The 24,993-nt window shown below is 71.3% G+C and carries 25 protein-coding genes and 3 tRNA genes; 19 read left to right on the forward strand and 9 right to left on the reverse strand.

Annotated elements, in window-relative coordinates:
- Nucleotides 1-29 precede the first annotated feature (29 nt).
- The 3 genes from ACWGQ1_RS13795 to ACWGQ1_RS13805 form a co-directional block, all read right to left on the reverse strand.
- Nucleotides 30-102 (reverse strand) — tRNA-Phe (locus ACWGQ1_RS13795).
- A gap of 68 nt (nucleotides 103-170) precedes the next feature.
- A tRNA-Asp gene (locus tag ACWGQ1_RS13800) sits at nucleotides 171-244 on the reverse strand.
- Between the two features lie 31 nt (nucleotides 245-275).
- A tRNA-Glu gene (locus ACWGQ1_RS13805) sits at nucleotides 276-348 on the reverse strand.
- A gap of 211 nt (nucleotides 349-559) precedes the next feature.
- Between ACWGQ1_RS13805 and ACWGQ1_RS13810 the strand changes: the two genes are divergently transcribed.
- Complete coding sequence (locus ACWGQ1_RS13810; protein WP_136028535.1) at nucleotides 560-1,909, forward strand: M23 family metallopeptidase; 1,350 nt, start codon at nucleotides 560-562, stop codon at nucleotides 1,907-1,909.
- Nucleotides 1,910-1,969: 60 nt separating this feature from the next.
- On the opposite strand, the gene ppa is transcribed toward ACWGQ1_RS13810, so the two are convergent.
- Together ppa and ACWGQ1_RS13820 are read right to left on the reverse strand one after the other, a co-directional pair.
- Nucleotides 1,970-2,461 carry an inorganic diphosphatase gene (gene ppa, locus ACWGQ1_RS13815; protein WP_096713254.1) on the reverse strand — a complete coding sequence of 164 codons (492 nt, stop codon included), beginning with the start codon at nucleotides 2,459-2,461 and terminating at the stop codon, nucleotides 1,970-1,972.
- 43 nt (nucleotides 2,462-2,504) lie between these two features.
- The gene (locus ACWGQ1_RS13820) at nucleotides 2,505-3,161 is read right to left on the reverse strand and encodes a TMEM175 family protein (protein ID WP_136037045.1); all 657 of its coding nucleotides are present in this window, start codon (nucleotides 3,159-3,161) and stop codon (nucleotides 2,505-2,507) included.
- A 74-nt stretch (nucleotides 3,162-3,235) separates the two neighbouring features.
- Here ACWGQ1_RS13820 and tilS point away from each other — a divergent pair, with 74 nt between their 5' ends.
- Nucleotides 3,236-4,228, forward strand: a complete 993-nt coding sequence (tilS, locus tag ACWGQ1_RS13825) for a tRNA lysidine(34) synthetase TilS (RefSeq protein ID WP_452313146.1) — start codon at nucleotides 3,236-3,238, stop codon at nucleotides 4,226-4,228.
- A 29-nt stretch (nucleotides 4,229-4,257) separates the two neighbouring features.
- Here tilS and ACWGQ1_RS13830 read toward each other — a convergent pair whose 3' ends face one another.
- Entirely contained in the window at nucleotides 4,258-4,854 is a 597-nt protein-coding gene (locus ACWGQ1_RS13830) for a DUF937 domain-containing protein (protein ID WP_136028532.1), read from the reverse strand.
- A gap of 132 nt (nucleotides 4,855-4,986) precedes the next feature.
- Between ACWGQ1_RS13830 and ACWGQ1_RS13835 the strand changes: the two genes are divergently transcribed.
- From ACWGQ1_RS13835 to ACWGQ1_RS13895, 13 genes are all read left to right on the forward strand, one after another.
- On the forward strand, nucleotides 4,987-5,253 hold the full coding sequence (locus ACWGQ1_RS13835) for a hypothetical protein (protein ID WP_136037244.1): 267 nt from the start codon (nucleotides 4,987-4,989) through the stop codon (nucleotides 5,251-5,253).
- Nucleotides 5,250-7,187 (forward strand): alpha/beta hydrolase, encoded by a 1,938-nt coding sequence (locus ACWGQ1_RS13840; RefSeq protein WP_136037243.1) that lies wholly within the window; start codon nucleotides 5,250-5,252, stop codon nucleotides 7,185-7,187. Before ACWGQ1_RS13835 ends, ACWGQ1_RS13840 begins: the two co-directional genes overlap by 4 nt.
- Nucleotides 7,184-7,711 (forward strand): hypothetical protein, encoded by a 528-nt coding sequence (locus ACWGQ1_RS13845; protein WP_136037242.1) that lies wholly within the window; start codon nucleotides 7,184-7,186, stop codon nucleotides 7,709-7,711. Before ACWGQ1_RS13840 ends, ACWGQ1_RS13845 begins: the two co-directional genes overlap by 4 nt.
- A gap of 56 nt (nucleotides 7,712-7,767) precedes the next feature.
- Nucleotides 7,768-8,319, forward strand: coding sequence for a hypoxanthine phosphoribosyltransferase (gene hpt, locus ACWGQ1_RS13850; RefSeq protein WP_136037241.1), 552 nt, complete (start codon nucleotides 7,768-7,770; stop codon nucleotides 8,317-8,319).
- A gap of 93 nt (nucleotides 8,320-8,412) precedes the next feature.
- The gene (gene ftsH, locus ACWGQ1_RS13855) at nucleotides 8,413-10,413 is read left to right on the forward strand and encodes an ATP-dependent zinc metalloprotease FtsH (protein ID WP_136028527.1); all 2,001 of its coding nucleotides are present in this window, start codon (nucleotides 8,413-8,415) and stop codon (nucleotides 10,411-10,413) included.
- 1 nt (nucleotide 10,414) lies between these two features.
- The gene (gene folE / locus ACWGQ1_RS13860) at nucleotides 10,415-11,020 is read left to right on the forward strand and encodes a GTP cyclohydrolase I FolE (protein WP_452313147.1); all 606 of its coding nucleotides are present in this window, start codon (nucleotides 10,415-10,417) and stop codon (nucleotides 11,018-11,020) included.
- On the forward strand, nucleotides 11,020-11,829 hold the full coding sequence (folP, locus tag ACWGQ1_RS13865; protein ID WP_136028525.1) for a dihydropteroate synthase: 810 nt from the start codon (nucleotides 11,020-11,022) through the stop codon (nucleotides 11,827-11,829). The genes folE and folP overlap by 1 nt, the downstream gene beginning before the upstream one ends.
- A 33-nt stretch (nucleotides 11,830-11,862) precedes the next feature.
- Nucleotides 11,863-12,258 carry a dihydroneopterin aldolase gene (folB, locus tag ACWGQ1_RS13870; RefSeq protein ID WP_136028524.1) on the forward strand — a complete coding sequence of 132 codons (396 nt, stop codon included), beginning with the start codon at nucleotides 11,863-11,865 and terminating at the stop codon, nucleotides 12,256-12,258.
- Nucleotides 12,255-12,794, forward strand: a complete 540-nt coding sequence (gene folK / locus ACWGQ1_RS13875; RefSeq protein ID WP_136028523.1) for a 2-amino-4-hydroxy-6-hydroxymethyldihydropteridine diphosphokinase — start codon at nucleotides 12,255-12,257, stop codon at nucleotides 12,792-12,794. The genes folB and folK overlap by 4 nt, the downstream gene beginning before the upstream one ends.
- On the forward strand, nucleotides 12,791-13,273 hold the full coding sequence (locus tag ACWGQ1_RS13880) for a DUF3180 family protein (RefSeq protein WP_136045648.1): 483 nt from the start codon (nucleotides 12,791-12,793) through the stop codon (nucleotides 13,271-13,273). The genes folK and ACWGQ1_RS13880 overlap by 4 nt, the downstream gene beginning before the upstream one ends.
- Nucleotides 13,224-13,805, forward strand: coding sequence for a PH domain-containing protein (locus tag ACWGQ1_RS13885; protein WP_136028521.1), 582 nt, complete (start codon nucleotides 13,224-13,226; stop codon nucleotides 13,803-13,805). Before ACWGQ1_RS13880 ends, ACWGQ1_RS13885 begins: the two co-directional genes overlap by 50 nt.
- Complete coding sequence (locus ACWGQ1_RS13890) at nucleotides 13,802-15,967, forward strand: PH domain-containing protein (protein ID WP_452313148.1); 2,166 nt, start codon at nucleotides 13,802-13,804, stop codon at nucleotides 15,965-15,967. The genes ACWGQ1_RS13885 and ACWGQ1_RS13890 overlap by 4 nt, the downstream gene beginning before the upstream one ends.
- On the forward strand, nucleotides 15,964-16,662 hold the full coding sequence (locus ACWGQ1_RS13895; RefSeq protein ID WP_206251817.1) for a DUF2520 domain-containing protein: 699 nt from the start codon (nucleotides 15,964-15,966) through the stop codon (nucleotides 16,660-16,662). The genes ACWGQ1_RS13890 and ACWGQ1_RS13895 overlap by 4 nt, the downstream gene beginning before the upstream one ends.
- Nucleotides 16,663-16,668: 6 nt before the next feature.
- On the opposite strand, the gene ACWGQ1_RS13900 is transcribed toward ACWGQ1_RS13895, so the two are convergent.
- Entirely contained in the window at nucleotides 16,669-18,582 is a 1,914-nt protein-coding gene (locus ACWGQ1_RS13900; protein WP_366627058.1) for a DUF2207 domain-containing protein, read from the reverse strand.
- Nucleotides 18,583-18,662: 80 nt separating this feature from the next.
- On the opposite strand from ACWGQ1_RS13900, the gene lysS reads away from it, so the two are divergent.
- Entirely contained in the window at nucleotides 18,663-20,195 is a 1,533-nt protein-coding gene (gene lysS / locus ACWGQ1_RS13905) for a lysine--tRNA ligase (RefSeq protein ID WP_136029575.1), read from the forward strand.
- 11 nt (nucleotides 20,196-20,206) lie between these two features.
- Here the strand turns inward: lysS and ACWGQ1_RS13910 are convergent, their stop codons facing one another.
- A complete protein-coding gene (locus ACWGQ1_RS13910; protein ID WP_136045220.1) occupies nucleotides 20,207-21,319 on the reverse strand; it encodes a DUF4192 family protein in 1,113 nt (370 codons plus the stop codon).
- A 110-nt stretch (nucleotides 21,320-21,429) separates the two neighbouring features.
- On the opposite strand from ACWGQ1_RS13910, the gene ACWGQ1_RS13915 reads away from it, so the two are divergent.
- The 3 genes from ACWGQ1_RS13915 to ACWGQ1_RS13925 all read left to right on the forward strand — a co-directional run bounded on the left by ACWGQ1_RS13915 (nucleotide 21,430) and on the right by ACWGQ1_RS13925 (nucleotide 23,955).
- Complete coding sequence (locus tag ACWGQ1_RS13915) at nucleotides 21,430-21,603, forward strand: hypothetical protein (RefSeq protein ID WP_168387235.1); 174 nt, start codon at nucleotides 21,430-21,432, stop codon at nucleotides 21,601-21,603.
- Nucleotides 21,604-21,689: 86 nt separating this feature from the next.
- Nucleotides 21,690-23,150, forward strand: a complete 1,461-nt coding sequence (gene cls / locus ACWGQ1_RS13920) for a cardiolipin synthase (RefSeq protein WP_136029579.1) — start codon at nucleotides 21,690-21,692, stop codon at nucleotides 23,148-23,150.
- A 58-nt stretch (nucleotides 23,151-23,208) separates the two neighbouring features.
- Nucleotides 23,209-23,955 carry a hypothetical protein gene (locus ACWGQ1_RS13925; RefSeq protein ID WP_136036705.1) on the forward strand — a complete coding sequence of 249 codons (747 nt, stop codon included), beginning with the start codon at nucleotides 23,209-23,211 and terminating at the stop codon, nucleotides 23,953-23,955.
- A 16-nt stretch (nucleotides 23,956-23,971) separates the two neighbouring features.
- On the opposite strand, the gene ACWGQ1_RS13930 is transcribed toward ACWGQ1_RS13925, so the two are convergent.
- Nucleotides 23,972-24,970, reverse strand: coding sequence for a diacylglycerol/lipid kinase family protein (locus tag ACWGQ1_RS13930; RefSeq protein ID WP_247982771.1), 999 nt, complete (start codon nucleotides 24,968-24,970; stop codon nucleotides 23,972-23,974).
- Nucleotides 24,971-24,993 lie beyond the last annotated feature (23 nt).

A 24,993-nucleotide genomic window follows, 5' to 3' on the forward strand; every position in this document is an offset into this window, starting at 1 on the left:
TTCTGGGCTGATTGTAATGATCAGCCTTGTGGCTCCGACCGGCATCGATCCGGTGACCTTTCGATTTTCAGTCGAACGCTCTACCAACTGAGCTACAGAGCCGCGCGGCGATGGTGCTGCCGCGTCCTAGACGAAGAGCCCTCTCCGAAGAAAGAGCTCGTCGCACGGAGCGACCCTGACGGGACTTGAACCCGCGACCTCCGCCGTGACAGGGCGGCACGCTAACCAACTGCGCTACAGGGCCATACTGGTGTTTTCAATTGTATCGGATGGAGTGACCCCAACGGGATTCGAACCCGTGCTACCGCCGTGAAAGGGCGGCGTCCTAGGCCGCTAAACGATGGGGCCGAGTCAGTCCCGGGAGGACTTCCTTGCCGACGCTCAAGCATAAGGGATGACGCGAGCAAATCGCGAATCGAGGGCGATGCGTCTTCCCCCGGGCGTGTTTCGGGAGGACCATGGAGGTCACGATGGTGCTGCGGGGGCCGTGCCATTTCGCTGGTGCGGATGTGAATGTTGTTGTTAGTGTGACATCTGTGAAACCGGCGGAAGGGGCCGCGTGAACGACAAGAATCCGGTGGATGCTGCCTCCGCCGCCTCCGCGGAGTGCGGCTGCGCGCCCAGCCCGGCCGAGAGCCATGCGTTCTGGAAGGCGGGCATCAGCCGTCGCGGGGCCATCGGCCTCGGCGCCCTCAGCGTGGTCGCCCTCAGCGCCTTCGGCATCTCGTCGGGCGTCTCCGCCGCCTATGCCGCGTCGTACCCGAGCTGGGACGACGTGCAGCGCGCCAAGCAGAACGAAGCCGCCAAGGCGGCCGAGGTCTCGCGGATCGAAGGCCTCATCCAGTCGCTGACGCAGAAGGTCGCCGAGACCCAGGCCGCCGCCGAGGCCGCGTCGAACGAGTTCTACAACGCCCAGCAGGCCTACTTCGCCGCGATCGCCGAAGCCGACGCGCTGCAGGAGAAGGCCGACGCCCAGGCCGCCGCGGCCGACGAGTCCGCCCGCAAGGCCGGGCAGGTCGCTGCGCAGCTGTATCGCAACGGCGGCGACAACACCTCGCTCGAGCTGTTCTTCGCCGGATCGGCCAGCAACGCCGATGAGCTCCTTGCGCGACTGGGCTCGATGGACAAGCTGCTCGAGTACAACCGCTCGGTGTACGACGACGCCGTCGCCGCCCGCAACGCCGCGCAGTCGCTCAGTGACCAGGCCGTCGTCGCGCGGGACGAGCGCGACCGGCTGCAGAAGATCGCCGAGGAGAAGATGGTCGCCGCGCAGCAGGCGGCCGATGCGGCGCAGGCCGCCCTCGACGAGCAGTCCGCGAACCTGGCGACCATGCAGGCGCAGCTTGCCGCGCTCAAGGACACCACCGCCACCACCGTCGCGCAGTACCAGGCCGGCGTCGAGGCCGCCCGCAAGGAGGCCGAGCGCCGTGCCGCCGAGGAGGCCGCCGCGAACGCGGGGGGCAACAGCGGTGGAGGAGGAACCCCGGGCTCCGGGGGATGGGTCCGTCCGCACGGCGGCTACCGCAGCTCCGGCTACGGTCCCCGTTCGCAGCAGTGCAACTCCCGCGGCTGCTCGTCCAGCTGGCACTACGGGGTCGACCTCGCGAACGGCTGCGGGGCGGCGATCTACGCGGCGCACTCGGGCACCGTCGACGCGGCCTTCTACAACGGCGGGTACGGCAACTACGTGCGCATCCAGCACGGCGGCGGTGTCGCCACGGGCTACGCGCACATCAAGCCGGGTGGTTTCGCGGTCCGCAACGGCCAGTGGGTCGAGGCCGGACAGGTCATCGCCTACGCCGGCAACACAGGCGGCTCGTTCGGCTGCCACCTGCACTTCGAGGTGTACATCAACGGCCGCTACACGAACCCCATCAACTTCATGGCCGACCGGGGCATCTCCGTCTGAGATCGGTCGCGCAGCAGAAGACCCCCGGAGCGCCGTGCTCCGGGGGTCTTCTGCATCAGCTCAGTGGCCCTGCTCGCCGAACCGGGCGATCGCCTCGTCGAGGATGCGCTGCGCCTCGGCGGCGTTCCCCCACTCGTCGACCTTGACCCACTTGTTGGGCTCCAGGTCCTTGTAGTGCTCGAAGAAGTGGGCGATCTCCTTCTTCGTGTACTCGGCGATGTCGTCGATGTCCTGGATGTGGGCCCAGCGCGGGTCCTTCGACAGGACCGCGACCAGCTTGTCGTCGCCGCCGGCCTCGTCGCTCATCTTGAGCACCGCGACGGGGCGGACCTCGACGACGACACCGGGGTAGATCGCGTGGTCGAGCAGCACCAGCACGTCGAGCGGATCGCCGTCTTCGCCGAGCGTGTTGTCGAAGTAGCCGTAGTCGGCCGGGTAGCCGAAGGTCGTGTACAGCACGCGGTCGAGGTGCACGCGCCCCGTCTCGTGGTCGACCTCGTACTTCACGCGGCTGCCGCGCGGGATCTCGATGACGGCGTCGTGTGCGCCCATGCGTGTGCTCCTCAGAAAGTTCGGTTGGATGCCGCCGACCAGCCTACTCGCGGGCCGGCGGCTCGACGTCCGTGCGGTCACCGCGTGCGCGCCGGTTCAGCAGGCGCGCGAGCGGCCCGTTCAGCAGCAGGAGCAGGAGCGCGGCGTAGCCGTTCGGCGCGGCGAGCGCGGCGATGACCAGGGCGATCGCGAACAGGATGATCGCGGCGAGGTCGCCGACGATGCCCGCGCGGAGCACCGACGCGGACGCCGTGGTGAGCTGCGGGTGGCGCAGCAGGTAGAGCCAGCCGCCGAGGGTCGTGACCTGCGTGCCGATCAGTGTCCCGATGTACACGACCGCCTGCAGCGGATCGGAGTCGAGCTGGCCGAGCATCGCCGTCGGCACCGGCAGCCACACGATCGTGGCCATCCAGCCCACGTTGATCCACAGCAGCGCCGGGGTGATCCGCTCGACGTCGCGGTACTGGCTGTGATGCCCCATCCAGAACACCGCGATGAGGAGGAAGCTCAGCGCGAAGCTCAGCAGCTGGCCGGAGTGCTCCGTGAAGAACTCGGCCGTGCTCCGATTCCCCGCCGCCGTGTCGGAGACGGCTTCCAGCAGCGGGAGGATGAGCAGCGTCATGGCGATCGCGACGACCGCGTCGACGAAGGCCGTGAACCGCTCGGTCCGATACAGGTACGGCCTCGCGTTCTCGGTCACCGCGCCAGAATATCGGCGAGGGTGGGCGGGAGCCAGGGGGTCGCGAGGCGCTGGCGGTGCCCTAGCGTGGAGTGATGCCGTCGCTCGATCCCGCCGTCGCCGAGATCCGCCTCGCCGTGCGCACCGCGCTCGCCGACCTCCCCGAAGGGAGCACCGTGATCGTCGCGCTGTCGGGCGGTGCCGACTCCCTCGCGCTCGCCGCCGCCACCGCGTTCGAGGCCGCCAAGCGAGGTCTCCGCGTCGCCGCCGTCACGGTCGACCACGGGCTGCAGGACGACTCCGCCGCGGTGGCCGAGCGGGCCGCGCGAACCGCCGCGGACCTGGGCCTCGACCCCCTCGTCGTCCGGGTCGAGGTGTCGGGCGATGGCGGACCGGAGGCGGCCGCCCGCGACGCGAGGTACCGCGTGCTGCGCGACGCGGCGAACGACCTCCGGGCCGCGGCGGTGCTGCTCGGCCACACGCTCGACGATCAGGCGGAGACCGTGCTGCTCGGGCTCGCCCGGGGTTCCGGCGCCGCGAGCCTGCAGGGCATGGCCGACGAGCGTGCCGACGACGACGGTGTGCGGTGGCTTCGGCCGCTGCTCGGCGTGCGCCGTGCGACCACCCGGGCGTTCTGCGCGGCGGCCGGGCTCGACGCCTGGGACGACCCGCATAACAGCGACGACCGGTACAGCCGTGTCCGCGTGCGCGACCGCGTGCTGCCGGTGCTGGAGGCCGAGCTCGGCCCCGGGATCGCGGAGGCCCTGGCCCGCACGGCCGAGCAGCTGCGCGAGGACGCGGAGGCGTTCGACGAGATGATCCACGAGACCATCGAGGACATCGTCGAGCACGCCGAGGCCGGCATCTCCGTGAGCGTCGCCGCCCTCGCCGCCAACCCCGCCGCGCTGCGCAACCGCATCATCCGCCTCGTGGTGGACAGCGAGTTCGGCGTGAGCCTGACCCGCACCCAGACGGTCGAGGTCGCCCGCCTGGTCACCGACTGGAGCGGACAGGGCCCCATCGACCTGCCCGGCTGCTCGGCGCGGCGCCAGGGTGGGCGCCTCGTGTTCACCGCCGCCGGGCGCTGAGTCGCCGGGCGCGGCAGGTCGGGCGATCGCTACTTCTTGCCGCCGAACAGCCCGCCCAGGATGCCGCCCAGGTCGATCCCGCCACCCGAGCCGCTGCCGCCGCCGAGCAGGCCGCCCAGCACGTCGCCCAGGCCGCCGCCCGAGCCCGAGCCGCTCTGACCGCCGCCGCCGAGGATGCCGCCGATCACATCGCCGATCCCTCCGGAGCCCTCGGCCGTCGGCTCCGTCTTCGCCGTCTTGTCCTTCGTCGCGTTCGCGATCAGCCCCATCACGATGGGGGCGAGGATCGGCAGGAGCTTGCCGAAGTCGATACCAGGGGTCGCCTTCGACTCGGTGAGCTGCGTGGTGACCTCCTTCTCCTTCGACCCGAGGATGTGCGCGACGATCTTGCCGCCGTCGGCCTGATCGATGTCGTCGACCGAGGCGGCGCCCGTCGCGCCCTCGTGCTTCTTGAGCGCCTTCTGGATCGCGTCGGAGCCCTCGGGGGTCTCCGCGTTCTTCGCCAGCCCGCCGAGCAGCACCGCGCCGCCCTGCTCGACCGCGGTCTTCGCCTCGTCGTGCGAGACGCCGAGCTTCTTCGCGATGTCGTCGATCGGAACCTGGCTGAGGATGTCGTCGAGGGCCATGGGGATCCTTCCGTCGGGGCGTCCGCCCGTCTCCCGCTCACAGTAGTGCGCTCGTGCGCGGATGGGGAGATGTCCCCATCGACCGCGACCAGGCCTGCTCCTATCGTGAAGGCACGGGGGGAAGGAGCATCGATGACGGACCTCGATGTGCAGGGCGAGACGCTGGAGGCGGCCCGAGCGCGACTGTCGGCGGCGGGTGCGCCGGTCGTCACCTCGTGCCTGTCCTTCGCCGGTACCGGTTCGCCGACGGTGGAGGCGGCGCTCGGCGAGATCGAGTCGCTCGTGTCACAGGCCCTCTCGGCCCTCGCGCAGACGGCGACCAACTCGGCCTCCGACGCGGCTGCGGCGGCGAGCACCTTCACCGCGTCGGACGACACGCTCGCGCAGGCGGCACGATGAGCCTGCCCGGACTGATCGACGACCCCGCCCGCGGCGACGTGGGTGCGGTGACCGGTGCGGCCACCGCGTTCACCACCCGCGCGAGCTCCGCCCGTGCGCGCAAGGGCGACGCCGACACCGCGCTTGCGAGTCTGACGTCGATGACCGCCTCCGCGTCCGACGCCCTCGGTGCACGCGTCCTGCTCCTCGCGCAGCGGTTCGGGGAGGCCGCGGAGGGCCTCGACGGCATCTCCGCCGCGATCACGACGTACGCCACCGACCTCGAGGCGCTGAAGGGCGAGGCCGCCCGTCGACTCAGGACCGCGCAGAACGCCTACGACCACATCTTCGTCCGCCGCGCCGAGGCGCTCAACGCCGCCAGCGAGTTCGTCACCGGGTGGGCGCTGCCCTGGGACGCGGTGCTGCCGTCGTGGATGTACCTGGACGACCCGGGCTACCTGCACCGCTGGCAGGCGGCGATCGACGCGTACCACGCCGCCCGTTCCTCCTACAACGCGCTGGCCGACGAGCGTGCGACGATCGATCAGCGCGCCGCGACCGCGCTCGCCGCGGTGCCCCTGGTCGTCGCCGTGACCCAGGGCGGGAAGGTCGGCCCGGGCGGCTTCTCGGCCGCCGGGCTCATCTGGGCCGGCGACGTCAACGGCATCACGGCGGAGTCGCTCGCCGGGCTGGGCGACCCCGGCATCATCCGCGAGACGTGGAACGCGATGGACGAGGAGACCCGCACGGCGCTCCTGGCGGCATCCTCCCTCCTGCTCGGCAACCTCAACGGCATCCCGATCCGCGACCGCGTCACCGCGAACCACAAGAACATCCGCGACGAGATCGCGCGACGCGAGGCTGAGATCGCCCGGCTGCAGGCGCTCGTGGACAGCCTCAAGACGGGCGACCGCGCGGACGCGTGGGAGGCGAAGGGCTACCTCGACGAGATCGCGAAGCTGCGCGAGCCGATCGACTACTGGCAGAGCCTGCTCGACCAGGACTACACGTGGTGGGACGAGAGCGAACGCAAGCACACCGACAAGGGCGCCGGTGCGCGCGTCGTCGTGTTCGACCCTGGTGCCGACGCGGTGGGCACCTACCACGGCCCCATCGACCCGACGACCGGCGACATCCCCGCCTGGATCCGCAACGTCGCCGTGTCGGTGCCGGGCACCACGACCACGATGACCAGCTTCGGCGACGGCACCGGCGCGCAGCTGTACCGCTCGGCGGGACCCGACACGGCCGTGTTCCAGTGGGCCGGCGGCACGTTCCCGCAGCTGGAGCTCCCCGGTCCGACCGATGCCTCCTACTCGCGCGACCTCGCCCCGAAGCTCGTGGACTTCGTCGCCGGGATCGACAAGCCGAGCGGTTCGACCCTGACCGTGCTGGGGCACAGCTACGGCGGCGCGACCGTGGGCCTCGCGGAGAAGGCCGGGCTCGTCGCCGACCGCATCCTCTACGTCTCGGCGGCCGGGATGGGGGCGGGAGTGAGCGGCGTCGAGGACTTTCCGCACACCTCGGGCGTGCCGCACTACTCGATGATGGCGCGCGGCGATCTCGTCGTCGGTCTCATCCAGGGCAACGGTGCCGGCCAGATGCACGGGCAGTCGCCACTCACGGCCGACGGCGTGACGCGCCTGGAGACCGGGTGGATCCAGGACGAGCGCGGCGGACGCGTCGTCGACCTGGAGGACTACAACGTCGAGGGGAACGGCACACCGCGCGGTATCGACAGCCACAGCTCGGTGTACGACCCGCGCTCCGTGGCCTTCGACAACATCATCGCCGTGATCACCGGCGGCGACGCGATGCTGTTCGCACCGGACGACGTCTACAACCCGCGGCCGATCGTGGTGCCGGGTGGCGCCCCGATCGTCCAGGCCCCGGTGCGCACCGACGGCATCGACAAGCCGGACTTCGTGCCGGAGTACGCGAGGATCGAGGGATGACCAGGACCGCACGTGCCATCGCGCTGATGGCCGGCGTCCTCGTAGCCCTGACGCTGGGAGGATGCACCATGACCACCGACGAGAGCCGACTCGACGAATACCGGACAGAGGCCGAGGCGCTGGCCGACGAGATGGTCGGCATGATCCCGGCGGAGCTGGCCCCGACGACCGCTCCCGACGTCGAGTCGAGCGGACGCATGGTGCAGAACCCGGTCTCCGCCGACCCGTCGCCCGACGACCAGGTGTGGTGGCAGGTGGACGTCTACGTCGAGCCGGTGCAGCGCGCCGCAGCCTCCGAGGACGCGGCGAAGGCGATCGCGGCGGGTCTGCTCGACGACGGGTGGGAGCACACCGATGCGCGCGAGACCGGAGAGGGCCGGCGGACCGCGGACGCCTACGCGAAGGACGACTGGTACGTCGAGGTGACCTGGGTGCGCACGGAGGAGGGCAAGTTCGAGACCGTCGAGCTCTCGGTCCTCAGCCCCCGCACGACCCGCGGCGACCACGACGAGATCCGCTCCTGACGCCGATGCCGCCCGCCGGGGTCGGAGCATCCGGCGACGTCGCCTAAAATCGATCCATGCGCGCCGCGGAGATCCAGGACGACCTTGCACAGATCCTCGTCACCGAGGAGGAGATCACCGCGAAGCTGGAAGAGCTCGCCGCGCGCGTCGCGGCCGACTACCAGGGCAAAGACCTCCTGCTGGTGGGCGTGCTCAAGGGGGCGGTCATGGTCATGGCCGACTTCGCACGGGCTCTGCCGTTCCACGCCCCGATGGACTGGATGGCGGTGTCGAGCTACGGCGCCAGCACCAAGTCCAGCGGCGTCGTGCAGATCCGCAAGGACCTCGACACCGACCTGCACGGCAAGCACGTGCTCATCGTGGAGGACATCATCGACTCCGGCCTCACCCTGAGCTGGCTGCTGGAGAACTTCGAGTCGCGCGGTGCCGAGTCGATCGAGGTGCTGGCGCTGCTGCGCAAGCCCGAGGCCGCGAAGGTCGAGATCGACTGCAAGTACGTCGGCTTCGACATCCCGGTCGAGTTCGTGGTGGGCTACGGCCTCGACTACGCCGAGCGCTACCGCAACCTCCGCGACGTCGCGGTCCTCGCGCCGCACGTCTACAGCTGAGCCTTCGTCGGGTCAGCACGCCCCGCGGAACCGTTGCGCCGTGGGTGAACGCACAGCGGCCCCCTAGCGGGGAGGCGATACGCTGATCCGACCATGGATGTGAAGAAGCTCACCCGCAACCCGCTGATCTACGTCGCACTGATCGGCGTGCTGCTCTTCGGCGGATTCCTGCTGATCTCGAACCTGGGTGCGCCGAAGCAGATCACGACGCAGCAGGGCCTCGAGCTCCTCTCGGGCAAGACCGTCACCGAGGTCGTCACGACCGACGGCGACCAGCGCGTCGACATGACCCTGTCGAAGCCGTTCGAGGGTTCCGAGAACGTGCAGTTCTACTACGTCGAGGCGCGGGCGGACGAGGTCGTCTCCGCGATCGACGCGGCCGCCCCGAAGGACGGCTTCAACGACGCGGTGCCGCGCGCGACCTGGTTCGACGGCTTCCTCTCGCTCCTCCTCCCGCTCGTGCTCCTCGGCCTGCTGTTCTGGTGGCTGCTGTCGTCGATGCAGGGCGGTGGCGGCAAGGTCATGCAGTTCGGCAAGTCCAAGGCCAAGCTCGTCAACAAGGAGACGCCCACCGTCACGTTCGCCGACGTCGCCGGTGCCGACGAGGCGATCGAGGAGCTCCACGAGATCAAGGAGTTCCTGCAGGACCCGGCGAAGTTCCAGGCGATCGGCGCCCGCATCCCGAAGGGCGTGCTGCTGTACGGCCCTCCCGGAACCGGCAAGACGCTCCTCGCCCGTGCCGTCGCCGGGGAGGCCGGTGCCCCCTTCTACTCGATCTCCGGCTCGGACTTCGTCGAGATGTTCGTCGGCGTCGGCGCCTCGCGCGTGCGCGACCTGTTCAGCCAGGCGAAGGAGAACGCCCCCGCGATCATCTTCATCGACGAGATCGACGCCGTCGGCCGCCACCGCGGCGCCGGCATGGGCGGCGGCAACGACGAGCGCGAGCAGACGCTGAACCAGATGCTGGTCGAGATGGACGGCTTCGACCCGAACGCGAACGTCATCGTGATCGCGGCCACCAACCGCCCCGACATCCTCGACCCCGCGCTGCTGCGCCCCGGTCGCTTCGACCGCCAGATCGGCGTGGACGCGCCCGACCTCAAGGGCCGGCAGAAGATCCTCGAGGTGCACAGCAAGGGCAAGCCGCTGTCGAAGAGCGTCGACCTCGAGGTCGTCGCCCGCAAGACCCCGGGGTTCACCGGCGCCGATCTCGCGAACGTGCTCAACGAGGCCGCTCTGCTCACCGCCCGGTCGAACGCGCAGCTGATCGACAACCGCGCCCTCGACGAGGCCATCGACCGCGTGATCGCCGGCCCGCAGCGCCGCACCCGCGTGATGAAGGACAAGGAGAAGCTCATCACGGCGTACCACGAGGGTGGTCACGCGCTCGCCGCCGCCGCGATGAACTACACCGACCCGGTGACCAAGATCACGATTCTCCCGCGCGGCAAGGCCCTCGGCTACACGATGGTGCTGCCGATCGACGACAAGTACTCCGTCACCCGCAACGAGCTGCAGGATCAGCTGACCTACGCGATGGGCGGCCGCGTCGCGGAGGAGATCGTCTTCCACGACCCGACCACCGGGGCATCGAACGACATCGAGAAGGCGACCTCGATCGCCCGCAAGATGGTCATCGAGTACGGCATGACCACGCAGGTCGGCCCGGTCAAGCTCGGCACCGAAGGCGGCGACATGTTCGTGGCCAGGGACATGGGCCGCGGTCGCGAGTACTCCGAGAAGGTGGCGGAGCGGGTCGACGCCGAGGTGCGCGCCCTCATCGAGCAGGCGCACAACGAGGCGTACGCGGTGATCAGCGAGAACCGCGACATCCTCGACCGTCTCGCGCTGGCGCTGCTCGAGGAGGAGACCCTCGACCACAACCGCATCGCCGAGATCTTCACCGAGGTCAAGAAGCTGCCCGAGCGCCCGCTGTGGCTGTCGAGCGAAGACCGTCCGGTGTCGGAGCGCCCGCCGATCGAGGTCCCGAAGAAGGACGTGTCGCTCGCGGCCTCCGTCGAGGCGCCGTCCGCTGCCCCGCGTGCGCAGCAGGGATCGGCAGGAGCAGGCAACCCCCGCCCCGCGACGGCGTGACGTGACGGTCGACAGGGAGCGCGTCGAGCGGCTCACCCGCGAGTTGCTGGAGGCGATCGGCGAGGACCCGGACCGACCGGGCATCAAGCAGACCCCGGCGCGCATGGCGGAGCTCTACGCGGAGTTCTTCTCCGGCGTGGGGGAGGACCCCGGAGCGCCCCTCGCGCACACGATCAGCGTGACGCGCGGTCCTGCCCCCGACACCCTGCCGTCCGGTGCGGTGCTGCTGCGCGACATCCGGTTCCGCTCGGTGTGCGAGCACCACCTGCTGCCGTTCGCCGGGCACGCGCACATCGCCTACCTTCCGGGCGAGCAGGTCGTCGGCCTCGGGGCGCTGGTGCGCGTGGTCGAGATCCTCGCGGCACGGCCGCAGGTGCAGGAGCGGCTCGGTGAGCAGATCGCCGACACGATCGCCGAGCACCTCGACACGCGGGGCGTGCTGGTGGTGCTCGATGCGAGCCACGGCTGCGTCACGATGCGCGGCGGGCGGCAGACCGAGGCGTCGACCCTCACGATCGCCGCGCGCGGGGAGTACACCGACGCCGTCGCCAGGGCCGAGCTCGTGACCCTGATCGGCATGTCCGTCCCGTCCACCGGCGCGCGCTGATGACCGGCATCTGGGGCATCGTCAATGTCACCCCCGACTCGTTCAGCGACGGCGGCCGCTACTTCGACGTGGAGCGCGCGGTGGAGCACGGCCTGCGGTTGCGGGCCGACGGCGCGACCGTGCTCGACGTCGGCGGGGAGTCGACCAGGCCGGGGGCGGAGCGTGTCGGTGCAGACGAGGAGCAGCGTCGCGTGCTCCCCGTGATCGAGCAGCTCGCGGCGGCCGGTGTGCCGGTGAGCGTGGACACGCTGAACGCCGCCACGGCCGCGGCGGCCGTGCGCGCGGGCGCCCGGATCGTGAACGACGTGTCGGGCGGCCTCGCCGATCCGGACATGCGTGCGGCCGTCGCCGAGTCGGGTGCCGACTACGCGATCGGCCACTGGCGCGGTTTCTCGGACGACATGTACGCGAGGGCGGAGTACCGCAGGGTGGCGCGCGACGTCGCGGGCGAGCTGCAGGAGCGGCTGGGGGAGGCCGCCGCCGCCGGCATCGCCCCGTCGCGAGTGATCCTCGACCCCGGGATCGGCTTCGCGAAGGCCGGGGCACAGAACTGGGACGTGCTGCGCGGCCTCGACGAGATCGTCGCGCTCGGCCCGCGCGTGCTCATCGGCACCTCGCGCAAGCGGTTCCTCGCCGAGGTGCTGCAGGGCGCACGGCCCGAAGACGGCGAGGTGACGCAGGCGCGGCGCGATCTGGCGACCGCCGTCACGAGCGCCCTCGCCGCGCAGGCCGGGGTGTGGGCCGTCCGGGTGCACGACGTCGCCGCGACGCGCGACGCGCTCGCGGTCGCGAAAGCCTGGCGCGGCTGAGGCGGCGTCGGAGCCGCGCCGTACGCTAGAGGCATGGACTTCCTCGACGAGATCGTGCTGACAGGGCTGACGGTGTTCGGCCGCCACGGGGTCTACGCGCACGAGCGCGAGGAGGGGCAGGAGTTCACGATCGACCTGCGTCTGCGGCTCTCGCTGGAGCAGGCCGCCGGATCGGACGACGTGGCCGACACGGTGCACTACGGCGAACTGGCGGAACGCGTGGCCGCGGTGGTCGCCGGCGAGCCGGTCAACCTCATCGAGACCCTGGCGGAGCGCATCGCCGCGGTCGCCCTCGACGACCGTCGCGTGCAGGGTGTCACCGTCACGGTGCACAAGCCGCACGCGCCCATCCCGCTGGAGTTCGCCGATGTGGCCGTCACGGTGCACCGCACCCGGGCGCCGGAGACCCTGGAGGACATCACGGTATGAGCCGCAATCTCACGCGCCCGCCCGACGTTCCCGCCCCGCGCCCGGGTCGCCCGGAGACGGTCGCGGTCGTGGCGCTCGGGGCGAACCTGGGCGACCGGCAGGAGACGATCCGCGCGGCCGTCGAGCGCATCCGTCGGCTGCCGCTGGTGAGCGACGTGCGCGTCTCGCGGCTGTTCGAGACGGTGGCGGTGCGCCTCGACGGTCCCGACCCCGACGCCCCGGGCTACGTCAACGCGGTCGCGCTCGTCACCACGCGGCTGGCGCCGGAGATCCTGCTGGGCATGCTGCACGCGATCGAGGACGAGAACGGGCGCGTGCGGGAGGAACGGTGGGGCGACCGCACGCTCGACCTCGACCTCATCGCGTACGGCGATGTCGAATCGGACGACCCGCGGCTGGAGCTGCCGCATCCGCGCGCGGCCGAGCGCCTGTTCGTGCTGGAACCGTGGCTCGACGTCGACCCCGGCGCCGCACTGGTCGGACACGGACGCGTCGACGACCTCGTGGCGGGGCTGCGGGCGCGGGGCGACGCATGAAGCGCACGTCCGCCGGGCTGCTGGCCGTGCTCGCCCTCCTCGGGGGCGCCGTGGGGTTCGCGCTCGACCAGATGCTGACCGCGGGAGGGCGGGCCACGTTCACGCCGTCGCTGCTGCTGCCCGTGCTGCTCGTGCTCATCGCGATCGCGGCGCTCGGGGTCGCCTGGCCGGTGCGCCGCAGCGTCCGCTCCGGAAGGCGTATCGACCCGTTCCGCGCGCTTCGTGCCGCGACACTGGCGCGGGCGTCGAGCCTGCTCGGCGCGATCATGGCCGGCTTCGGCGCAGGACTGCTGCTCTTCCTTCTGACGAGGCCGATCGATCCGCCGGTAGGGTCGACAGTGGCGATGGCCGCGCTGATCGCGAGTGCAGTCGTGCTCGTCGTGGCCGCCCTCATCGCTGAACAGTTCTGCACCCTCCCGAAGGATCCTGATGACTCAGAACCCAGAGACCGCGCCCCTGAACCCGGCGGAGGGCACTGACCTCGACGCGCTGGACCGCGGCACGTACACGCAGTTGCGCACGGCGCGCAACGAGGCGCGCCTCGAGCTCGACGGCACGTGGCACCAGATCTCGCCGCGGTACGTCGTGTCGCAGATCGTGCAGAACGTCATCTTCCTGGTGATCGTCGCCGTCGCCGCGGTGGTGCTGAACGTCGTGCTCGAGCAGGACTGGGTCTGGATCCCCGCGGGCGCGATCATCCTGATCACCCTGATCACGCTCGTGATCCTGCCGCGGCAGGCGCGCGCGATCGGCTACATGCTGCGCGCGGACGACATCGTGTTCCGCAAGGGGATTCTGTGGCAGCGCATGATCGCCGTGCCGTACGGACGCATGCAGCTGGTCGACATCACGCAGGGCCCGCTCGACCGGGCGTTCGGCGTGTCCCAGCTGAAGATGGTGACGGCGGCGGCGACGACGGGCGTGCAGATCCCCGGACTCACCCAGGCAGCGGCCGAGGCCCTGCGCGACACGCTCATCCAGGTGGCCGAGACCCGCCGGACCGGCCTGTGAGCGAGGCGCAGCTCCCCGGCTCCGCGGTCGGTCAGGCCGCGGCGCCGTCGACGAACCTCGCCGACGGCGAGTGGCACCGCATGCATCCGCTCACGCCGCTGTTCAAGGGCGGCCTGGCGCTGATCATCGTGGCCGGCATCGTGATCGCCAACATGCGCGATCGTGTGATCGCATGGCTCGTCGGCATGTTCACGCCGGAAGAGGCGCACTACGGCGACTACACCGGCGGCGATCCGGTGGACTGGGTGCTCTCGAACAACCTGGCGCTCGTGGCGCTGCTCGGCGTGCTGGCGCTCGTCGTCGTGCTGGTGGCGATCTTCTGGTTCGTGTGGCGCTTCCAGCAGTTCCGCATCACGGGCGACCACGTGGAGGTGCGAAAGGGCATCATCTTCCGGTCGCACCGGCGTGCGCCGCTCGACCGCGTGCAGGGCGTGAACCTGACGCGCCCCTTCCCCGCGCGCATCATCGGCCTCGCGAAGCTGGAGGTGGTCGGGGCGGGCAACGACGCCAACGTCGAGCTCGAGTACCTGGCCACGCCTCGGGCGGAGGGCGTGCGCGCGGAGATCCTGCGTCTGGCGTCGGGCGCCCGGGCCGCCCGGCACGCCGCCATGAACCCGGGTGCGGAGGTGCCGGGGGAGCGGGTGTCGGCACGGTCGCAGCTCGTCGGCTCGATGAACCAGGGGGTCACCGGCCTCATCGCGGGCGTCGATCTGGAAGACGTGGTGCCGGAGAGCGTCGTGAAGATCCCCACGGGGCGTCTGATCGGCTCGCAGGTGATCTCGGGTCTGCTGTGGCTCGTGTTCTTCGGTGCGATCTTCGCGATCGCGATCGGCAGCACGATCATCGGGGTCCTCGTCGACGGCGATCCGGACGGCGGCATCGTGCTGCTCGGGATCGGGCTCGGCATGGGCGTGCCGATGGTGGTGGCCGTCGTCGGTATCACCTGGGCGCAGATCTCCAAGTCGCTGCGCTACTCGATCGCGCCGACGCCGGACGGCGTGCGCATCACCTACGGGCTGCTCACCACCGTCACCGAGACGCTTCCGCCCGGCCGCATCTTCGCGGTCGAGGTGTCGCAGTCGCTGCTGTGGCGTCCATTCGGCTGGTGGACCATCAAGATCAACCGGATGAGCGGCAAGAGCGCGGCGCAGCAGTCCTCCGGCAGCGGCCAGCAGTTCAACGTGGTGCTGCCGGTGGGCAAGCGCGCCGATGTCGAGCGGGTGCTCGCGCTGGTGCTTCCCGACCTTCCGCCCGCGAGCATCCCGCTGCTGTGGGAGCAGGGCGTCGTGGGTCCCGCTGCGGACGACCCCTACCGCACCATGCCGCAGCGCGCGTGGTGGCGGCGGCCCTTCTCCTGGAGACGCCACGGGTACGCAGTGACCTCGGACGGGCTGCTGCTGCGGCGGGGCATCGTCTGGCGCAAGCTCGCGGTGTTCCCGCTGGCCCGACTGCAGGGCGTGTCGCTGAACCAGGGGCCGATCGATCGGGCGCAGCGGGTGTCCGGCGCGCAGGTGCACACCGTCCCCGGACCGATCACCGGGATCCTCGCGGGGCTGGAGCGCGCAGACGCCCTCGCTCTGCTGGACGACGTCAGCCGCGCGGCCGCCGAGGCGGCGTCGCGCGACCGCACGCACCGGTGGAGCGAGCACGCGGTCGCGCCGGAGCCCCCGGCGTTCACCGGTCCGCCGCCACCTCCGGGTGCACGGCCTGCGCCCTTCGCCCCGCCCGTGGGGTCGGCCGCGGTGCCGCCGGTGGGGTCGCCTCCGGTCCAGCCTCCCGCCGTGCAGCGTCCCGGGGTGCCTTCGGTGGGGTCGCCCGCCGCGGTGCCTCCGACCGCGGTTCCTCCGGTGCAGCCTTCCGCCGTGCAGCCGCCGCCGGTGCCTCCGGTGCAGCCTGCCGCCGTGCAGCCGTCCGCGGTGCCTCCGGTGCCGCCGCCTGCGGTGCAGCCTCCCGCGGTGCCTCCGGTGGGGTCGCCCGCCGCGGTGCCTCCGGTGCCGCCGCCCGCCGTGCCTCCGGTGGGGTCGCCCGCGGTGCAGCCTCCCGCGGCGCCTCCGGTGGGGGCGCCTGCGGTGCAGCCGCCGCCGGTGCAGCCGCCTGCCGTGCAGCCGCCCGTGGTTCCGCCGACCCGTCGGTCGTCGAGGCCGGCTCCGACCGAGGAATGAGCGCCATGCGGGACGGCCGGCTGGGCGTCGGCATCGTCGGTGCAGGTCGCGTCGGGCCCGTGCTGGGCGCTGCGCTCGCCGGTGCAGGTCACGCCGTCGTCGGTATGACCAGTGGATCCGACGACGAACGAGCCTCGGCCGTGCTCCCCGGTGTGCCCGTGCTCGAGACGCAGGAGGTCGTCCGCCGGGCCGAGCTCGTGATCCTCGCCGTGCCCTCCGAGCAGCTCCCGGCGCTTGTCGCCGGCATCGCCGAAGTGGGCGGGTGGCAGGTGGGTCAGCTGGTGCTGCACACCGATGCGGCGCACGGCATCGAGGTGCTCCGTCCTGCCGCTGAGCGCGGAGCGATCCCGCTGGCGGTGCACCCGGCGATCACGTTCACCGGGACATCGATCGATCTCCGTCAGTTGCAGGCCGGCTATGCCGCGGTGACCGCTCCCGCGGCCGTCCTCCCCATCGCGCAGGCGCTGGCCGTGGAGATGGGCTGCGAACCGGTGGTGATCGCGGACGCGGACCGGCCGGCGTACGCGGATGCGATCGCGACCGTGACCGAGTTCTCGCGGTCGATCATCGGGCAGTCCACGTCCCGGCTGCGGGAGATCGGCGTCGACAATCCCGGGGGGTACCTGTCTGCGCTCGTGCAGTCCACGGTGGAGCGGGCGCTGCGCGAGTCGTCCGAGCCGCCACCCCTGATCTGACGGCGCTCACCGTCCGCCCGAGAAGCCGCCGCCGCCCCCGCCGCCCGAGAAGCCGCCGCCGAACGATCCGCCGCTCGACGAGGACCCGGTCGTCGGCGCCGTGTACGTCGCCGCCGACTGCGACGACGACATGAACGCCGCGAGCTGCACGCGCAGCGCGAGCGAGGTGGGATCGCCGATCCAGGCCGCGCCGCGCTGCTCTCGGGTGTAGGCGCGTTCGAGGACCTCGCCCCACTCGTCCTCCATCCCGAACAGCATCGCGTACGGCAGCAGTCGCTCATACACGTGGATCACCTCGGCACCATCGACCTCACGGCGTTCCGCACCGGTGTACGACTGCAGCATGCGCAGGCGGTCCTCCTCGGCCACGCGGATGAACTCTCGCACGCCCTGGAGGTATTCGAGCGTCCGGGCACCCTCCGGGGTGAGCACGGTGTGCTTCGAGAACGAGTAGAAGGCGGCGATGCCGACCAGCACCACGGCGAACGCCGCGGCGACGAGCCCCGGGATCGCGGCCAGCCGCCCGCTCGCCACGGCCCAGATGCCCACCCCGAGGCCCGCCAGCGCGATCGCGATGGCACACCACTGCACGACGACGGCGCCGCGGCTCCGGGCCCGCTCCGTGAGGCCCCGCGTGGCGGCGGCCGTGGACCCGGCGGTGGTGAGCGCCGACATGCGGGCGGCGAAGCTCTCGCTCGCGGTCGGCAGGTCGACCACGCCTTCCGCGTCGGCGCCGTGGAACAGGGCGTCGAGGGCGGCCGCATCGAGCTCGTCCGGTGCGGAACCACCAGGAAGACGGCGAAGTCGGGGTTGCTCGGGGCTGTCCCCCTCCTCGATGCGCAGCGCTCCGCGGACCGCGAGGTGCACGATCTCCGCGGGGATGACGTCCTGCGCCTTCGGGATGACCGCGGCGGCGACGAGCGGCGGCAGCGTGTCGGGCACGTGGTACTGGGCGACGACGATCCCCGTCGCGCGGCGGCGACGTCGGGTGAAACCTGCAACGGCGAGCCACCCCGCGACCGCGACGCCGACCGCGCCGATCGCCGCCACCAGCGGCCCGACGTCCGCGACCGGGTCGGGCGTGCGGGCCGGTGGCTGCTGCACGGTGCCCGCCTCGAACCCGATCGCGACCGTCACGCCGTCCCCGGCCGCAAGATCTGCCGCCGACGTGCGGAACGTGGCGCCGTCGCCCGTGGGGTCTGGACCGTCGAGCGTGCACGCGGTCGTGGATCCCGCCGGCCCCTGGTAGCACCGGGTCGAACCGGTGAGCCTCGCGGCCAGCGCAGCGTCCACGTGGACTTCGGCGTCGAACCGCTCGATCGGCTGCGTGCTGTCCAGCGGAAGGAGGTTCCAGTAGAACTCGTCGACCGCGGGCGTCGCGGAGTCTCTCGGCGACGTGGCCAGGACGACATCGCTCATCTCGTACTCGATCACATACGTCGTCAGGCCGCGCGCGTACTGGTCGTCGCCGGTGAGCACCAGCAGCAGTCCGTCCTCGTCGTCGGTCTCGAACGGGACGTCGCGCCCTTCGCCGTCGGTGACGGACAGCACGCGGGTGTCGATGCGGGCGTTCTCGTACGAGGTCGCGAGGCCCCGGACGATCCCGCGGTTCTGGTCGAACTCAGGGAACCGTGCCACGAGGGTCTCGGTCACGTGGAGGCGAGCGCGACCGTCGACGAGACTCAGGTCGTAGGTGGCGTCCCACGACGCGTACGAGAAGTCGTCCACGTCGGCGGCGACCGTGCGCGCCGCGGTGCCCGCGGCGGCCGCGGCGGCCGCGGCCGCCGGCGCGACCGCAGCGCGGTCCGACCGGGCGGAGGCGAGTGCCGGAGCGGCGGAGGCCGATGCGACGGGGAGGACGATGGCGCCGGCGGCGAGGACGAGGGCGGCGGAAGCGCGGGCGATCCTGGAGAGGGCCATGCACCGAGGCTACCCAGCGACGGCCGCGGACCCGCATCGCGCCTCGGTAAACTGGGGGAGACTTCCAAGGAGCCCCGCACATGACTGACGCGTCCGCCGCGCCCGAATCGGCCACGACCGACTCTTCCCCCGAGGACGACGTCCACGAGCAGAAGGCGGTGCGACTCGCCAAGCGCGAGCGCCTGATCGCCCGACGCTCGGATGCGGGGGGCGGCGCGTTCCCCGTGGGCGTGCCGGTGACCCACTCGATCCCCGCCCTGCGTGCGGAGTACGGCGAGCTGGAGGCGGGCGCGGAGACCGGTGTCGTGGTCGGGGTGGCTGGCCGCGTGGTCTTCAGCCGCAACACGGGCAAGCTCTGTTTCGCGACGCTGCAGGCCGGCGACGGCAGCCGCATCCAGGCGATGGTCTCGCTCGCGAACGTGGGCGAGGAGTCGCTGGCCGACTGGAAGGAATACGTCGACCTCGGCGACCACGTGTTCGTGCACGGCGAGGTCATCTCGAGCCGCCGCGGAGAGCTGTCGATCATGGCGGACGACTGGGCGATCGCGTCGAAGGCCATCCTGCCGCTGCCGAACGCCTATGCGGAGCTCAGCGAGGAGGGCCGCGTGCGCAGCCGCTACCTCGACCTGATCGTGCGCGAGCAGGCCCGCACGACCGTCCGGGCGCGCGCCGCCGTGAACGCCAGCCTGCGGGCGACGTTCGCGAGCCACGACTACCTCGAGGTCGAGACCCCGATGCTGCAGGTGCAGCACGGTGGGGCGTCGGCGCGTCCGTTCGTCACGCACTCGAATGCGTTCGACACCGAGCTCTACCTGCGCATCGCTCCGGAGCTGTACCTCAAGCGGGCCGTGGTCGGCGGGATCGAGCGCGTGTTCGAGATCAACCGCAACTTCCGCAACGAGGGCGCCGACTCGACGCACAGCCCGGAGTTCGCGATGCTCGAGGCCTACCAGGCCTACGGCGACTACAACCAGATGGCCGCCCTCACGCAGGAACTCGTGCAGCAGGCGGCGATCGCGGTCTCCGGCTCGACGACCGTGACCTGGGCGGACGGCACCGAGTACGACCTCGGCGGCGAGTGGGACCGCATCTCCATGTACGAGTCGCTGTCGGCGGCGTCGGGTCGCACGGTGACGCCGCAGGACGCGGTGGAGGACCTGATCTCGTTCGCGCAGGCCCACGGTGTGGACGTGCCGCCGCAGGCCACGCACGGCAAGCTGGTGGAGGAGCTCTGGGAGCACTTCGTGAAGGGCGACCTGGTGCGCCCGACCTTCGTGATGGACTTCCCCGTCGACACCTCGCCCCTCGTGCGCGAGCACCGCTCGATCGCGGGTGTCGTGGAGAAGTGGGACCTCTACATTCGCGGGTTCGAGCTCGCGACGGGGTACTCGGAGCTGGTCGACCCGGTCATCCAGCGGGAGCGGTTCGAGGAGCAGGCGAAGCTCGCGGCCCGTGGCGATGTCGAGGCGATGCCGATCGATCAGGAGTTTCTGCGGGCACTCGAGCACGGCATGCCGCCGTCCGGCGGCATGGGGATGGGGATCGACCGTCTGCTGATGGCCATCACCGGCCTGGGCATCCGCGAGACCATCCTCTTCCCCCTCGTGAAGTGACCGGCACCCGTTCATCGGCGGGTCCGTCCGCGGAAGGCCCAGTCGGGTAGCGCCTCCTCGGCGATCAGCCTCTCGAGGAGCAGGGCGAGGCTGTACTCCCGATCGATGTCGCGCGCGAGCTCGACGTAGCGACCGGCGTGCGTGGCGCGGCCGAGTGCCCACGACAGCCACGCCGCTGCGGTGAGGGGCGCGGGTCGCGCCGTGCGTGGTGCCCTCGCTGCGGCATGACGCACCACCTGCAACGCGCTGCGGAGCCGATTCGGATCGGGTGTGGGTCCGCGGCCGACGAACACCCGCCCGAGCTCGTCGGGGATCGGGCTGCCCGAGGCGGTGAAGGCGAGCTGCGCCTGGAGCGCACGGATACCGCCCTCTCGATCGCTCGCCCACTGCGCAAGGGCGGCGTCGCGGAGCGCGGGGCGCTGAAGGCACCAGAGCAGCGCCGCCCAGGCGAAGGGCGGGATCGTGTCCGGGCCTTTCAGCACCGCTTCGAAGAGCCCGGGGAGGTCGTCCAGCAGCGCGAGCGCGGCGAGCGCCTGCGGATCCTCCCGACCGGACACGCGGCCCTTCCCGTCCAGCGCGCCGCGGAGCCCGGTCAGCGCGCGCTCGACGCGCTGGCGCTCGGGTGCCCCCACGCGCGGAACCCGGGCTCCCGCGAGCTGGTCGCCGGACACGTCGCCGATCGAGGGGTGCGCGGGCGTGGGGCCGATCTCGGCGAGCGGCTTCAGCGTCGGCTCCCGGTCGAGGTAGCTGCTCCACCCGCCCGGCGTCACGCAGAGAGCATCCATCACTCGCATGCGCGCACCGCGCAGGCCGGCGAGAAGATGATCCACCACCACGGCGCCGGGCAGCACCAGGCCGTCCGCCGTCGTGACGCTCTCCTCGTCCGTGTACACGACGACGGCGGCGCCGTCCGTGCCGCGGACGCGCTGCAGGAGCCGCACGGCCGAGGCGGCGTAGCGGCCGGGGGGCATCGCGTCGTCGGGCGGGTCGAGCCGCATCGCCCCGTCGGTGCGGGAGCCGCGGAACGGCAGGAGCACGATGCTCCGGCGCGGAGTGAACCCGGCGAGGGTGGGGACGATGCCCAGGAACTGGGCGGAGTCGGAGGCGTTGAGCACGGTGGTCATCCCGAGAGCATCGCCCGGTCGGCATCGCGTGGCGGGCCGCGAACCCGCAGTCGGGGGAGCATTCGTGGGAACCGGGCTCTGTGGAGGAGACCCTCGCGTACCATGGAGTCATGGACAACTTCTGGCTCGCCGCGGCATGGTCGCTCCTGCCGACCATCGGAGTCAGCATCGTGTTCGTCGTCGTCCTCCGCGGCATCCTGCGCTTCGACCGCACCGAGCGGAAGGTGCACGCCCAGATCGAGGCCGAGGAACGCGCCGCGCGCGGACTCCCGCCGCGCACCTGAGTCCGACCCATCCGCTACTGTGAAGCGAGCGTGCCTGGTCTGGCGCGCACCGGGGTCATGACCCCTGATGCGGGCGAGGGGGTGCGATGACAGCCTGGACCTGGGGCTGGTGGTTCGCGGTCTTCCTCCTGCTCCTCGACATCACGATCCGCGTCACCGCCATCATCGTGATCCCGCGCAACCGGCGTCCCACGGCAGCGATGGCGTGGCTGCTGGCGGTGTTCTTCATCCCCTTCGTCGGCGTGTTCCTCTTCCTCCTCATCGGCAACCCGCGACTGCCGCGGGCCCGCCGCCGCAAGCAGGACCAGATCAACGAGTACATCGCCGAGACCAGCGAGCACCTGCACTTCGGCACGCTGCGTCCGAACGCCCCCGCGTGGTTCGGGCCGATCGTGCAGATGAACCAGCGCCTCGGAGCCCTCCCGCTCTCCGGTGACAACGGCGCGCACCTGATCTCCGACTACCAGGAGTCGCTCGACGAGATGGCGGAGGCGATCCGCACCGCCCAGGACTACGTGCACGTCGAGTTCTACATCCTGCAGTCCGACGAATCGACCGACAACTTCTTCCGCGCGCTCGAAGAGGTCGCGGCACGCGGGGTCGCGGTGCGCGTCCTGCTCGACCACTGGGCCAACCGGGGCAAGCCGCGCTACCGCCAGACCGTCGCACGACTCAACGCGATGGGGGCCGACTGGCACCTGATGCTGCCCGTGCAGCCGCTCAAGGGGAAGATGCAGCGCCCCGACCTGCGCAACCACCGCAAGCTGCTCGTCGTCGACGGGAACATCGCGTTCCTCGGGTCGCAGAACATCACCGACTCGACCTACAACCTGCGCAAGAACATCCGCCGCGGACTGCACTGGGTCGACCTCATGGTGCGCCTCGACGGGCCGGTCGTGCTGAGCGTGAACGCCATCTTCCTGAGCGACTGGTACAGCGAGACCGATGTGGTCCTCCAGGAGATCGACATCGCGCACGCCAACATCGGCTCCGGCGATCTGGACTGCCAGGTCGTGCCGTCCGGTCCGGGGTTCGAGGTGGAGAACAACCTCCGGCTCTTCCTCGCGCTGCTGTACGCGGCGAAGAAGCAGATCATGATCATCAGCCCGTACTTCGTCCCGGACGAGGCGCTGCTGCTGGCCGTCACCGCAGCGGTCGATCGCGGCGTCCAGGTCGAGCTGTTCGTCTCGGAGGAGGGCGACCAGGCGATGGTCTACCACGCCCAGCGCAGCTACTACGAGGTGCTGTTGCGGGCGGGGGTGCGCATCTGGATGTACCGCAAGCCCTACATCCTGCACACCAAGAGCCTCACGATCGACGACGAGGTGGCGGTGATCGGCTCGAGCAACATGGACATGCGCTCGTTCGGTCTCAACCTCGAGGTGTCGATGCTCGTCCGTGGCGAGGAGTTCGTCAGGGAGATGCGCGAGGTGGAGGACAAGTACCGGTCGCTCAGCCGCGAGCTCACGCTCGAGGAGTGGATGCAGCAGCCGCTGCGGTCCACCGTGCTCGACAACCTGGCGCGGCTCACCTCGGCGCTGCAGTGACCGGCCCCGCGGGCCGAGCCCCGTAGGCAGGGGAGGATGCCGCGAGTACCCTGAGGGCATGACTCCTCGCCGGCTCCTCCTCGTCGCGTCCTCCGCGCTCGCCGCGGCCCTGCTCCTCGCCGGTTGCACGGTGGGCCCGGGCAACACCGCCCCGAACTCGACATCGGAGCCGTCGAGCGGTCCGGGCAACGCGGGCGGCGGCGACGATTCGGGCGACCTGGAGGGCGCACTGCTCGACGACGGGCGCATGTTCGCGGTCGTCAGCTGGGGCTCCTCCACGTGCCTGCCCCAGGTCGACCAGGTCTCCGCGGAGGGCCAGACGGTGTCGGTCACGCTGGTCGAACCCGAGGGCGACGGCGCGACGGAGAAGGCGTGCACGGCGGATCTCGCTCCGCGCGCGAGCGTCGGCGCGCTGCCGGAGGGCGTGGATCCGACCAAGGACATCACCCTCCAGGTGACCTACGGGGACGTTTCCGATGACATCGACCTCGACGGCGACCCGGACGCGACCGGCACCCCGGGCGACCCGACGTCGTACGAGCCGTCCGCGGGATGGTTCGACGACGGCGGGCTGGTGCTGCTGACGTGGGGCTCGTCCGGATGCCCGCCCGTCGTGGAATCGGCCGAGGGCTCGGGCTCCGCGGGCACGGTCACCTTCGTCACCGACGACACCCAGGTGTGCACGATGGACATGGCGCCGCGTGCGACCGTGATCGAGTTCCCCGAGGACGACGTGGACGACGACGCGCCGTTCACCCTCACGCTCGTGGGCGGCGGACTCGACGGCACGGTGCAGGTGCGCTGACCCCGGCGCCGCCCCGTCAGAGGATGTGCACGGGGTGGCCGGCGGGCAGCGCCAGCAGCAGGGCGCCCGGGTCGGCGCGGCACACCACCCGCACGGCCTCGCCGAACTCGTCGCCGTCGAGCTCGACGGGCGTGGGAGCGGGCGCCGCCGCCTCGGCCGCCGCGCCGCGGAAGTAGTGCACCGAGGCGTCCGTGCCGCGGCGCTCCAGCACGAGGCGTCCCGCGCGGAAGCGGCGCAGCACCGAGTTGTCCCACCAGATCTTGCGCCACACACCCAGCCAGCCGAGCACACCGGTCGGCTTGATCACGGCGACGTCGAGTGCGGCATCGGTGATCGACGCGTCGGGGATCAGCGAGATGCCGGCGGGCAGCGTGCCGCAGTTCGCGAACAGGATGCTGTGGACCTTGGTGGAGTGCAGGCGCCCCTCACCGATCTGGTAGACGGCGCGGAACGGCTGGGCCCGGGGGAGCGATCGCGCAGCACCGTCGACGTATGCGATCCACCCGACCGATCGCTTCAGGTCGGAGCGCGTGTTCGCGATCATGTCGGCATCCAGGCCGATGCCGGCGAGCACCACGAAGGCATGCTCGACCTCCTCGCCGTCCGCGCGGGTGAGCCGTGCCCAGCCGATGTCGATCGGGTGGCGGAAGTCGCCCAGAGCGGCACGGATCATCTCGGCGGGGTCGGTCAGCGGCAGTCCCAGGTTGCGCGCGAGGAGGTTGCCGGTGCCGCTCGGCAGGATCGCGAGCGGCACCCCGGTGCCGGCGATGGCCTCCGCGACCGCGCGCACCGTGCCATCGCCGCCCGCCACCAGCACCACGTCCACACCACGGGCGAGCGCCTCGGCCGTGGCTCCCTGCCCGGCGTCGTCGACCGTCGTCGGGTAGAACGCCGGGTGCTGCCAGCCCGCCTCGCGGCACAGGTCTCGAACCTGCGCCCGCAGCCGCTTCCCGTCCACTTTCACCGGGTTGTACACGAGTGCCGCCTGCGAGGTGACAGGGGGGCTCGTGCGCATGGCGCTACTCTAGACCGGCAGCC

It is taken from the genome of Microbacterium sp. NPDC055599, assembly GCF_053618975.1.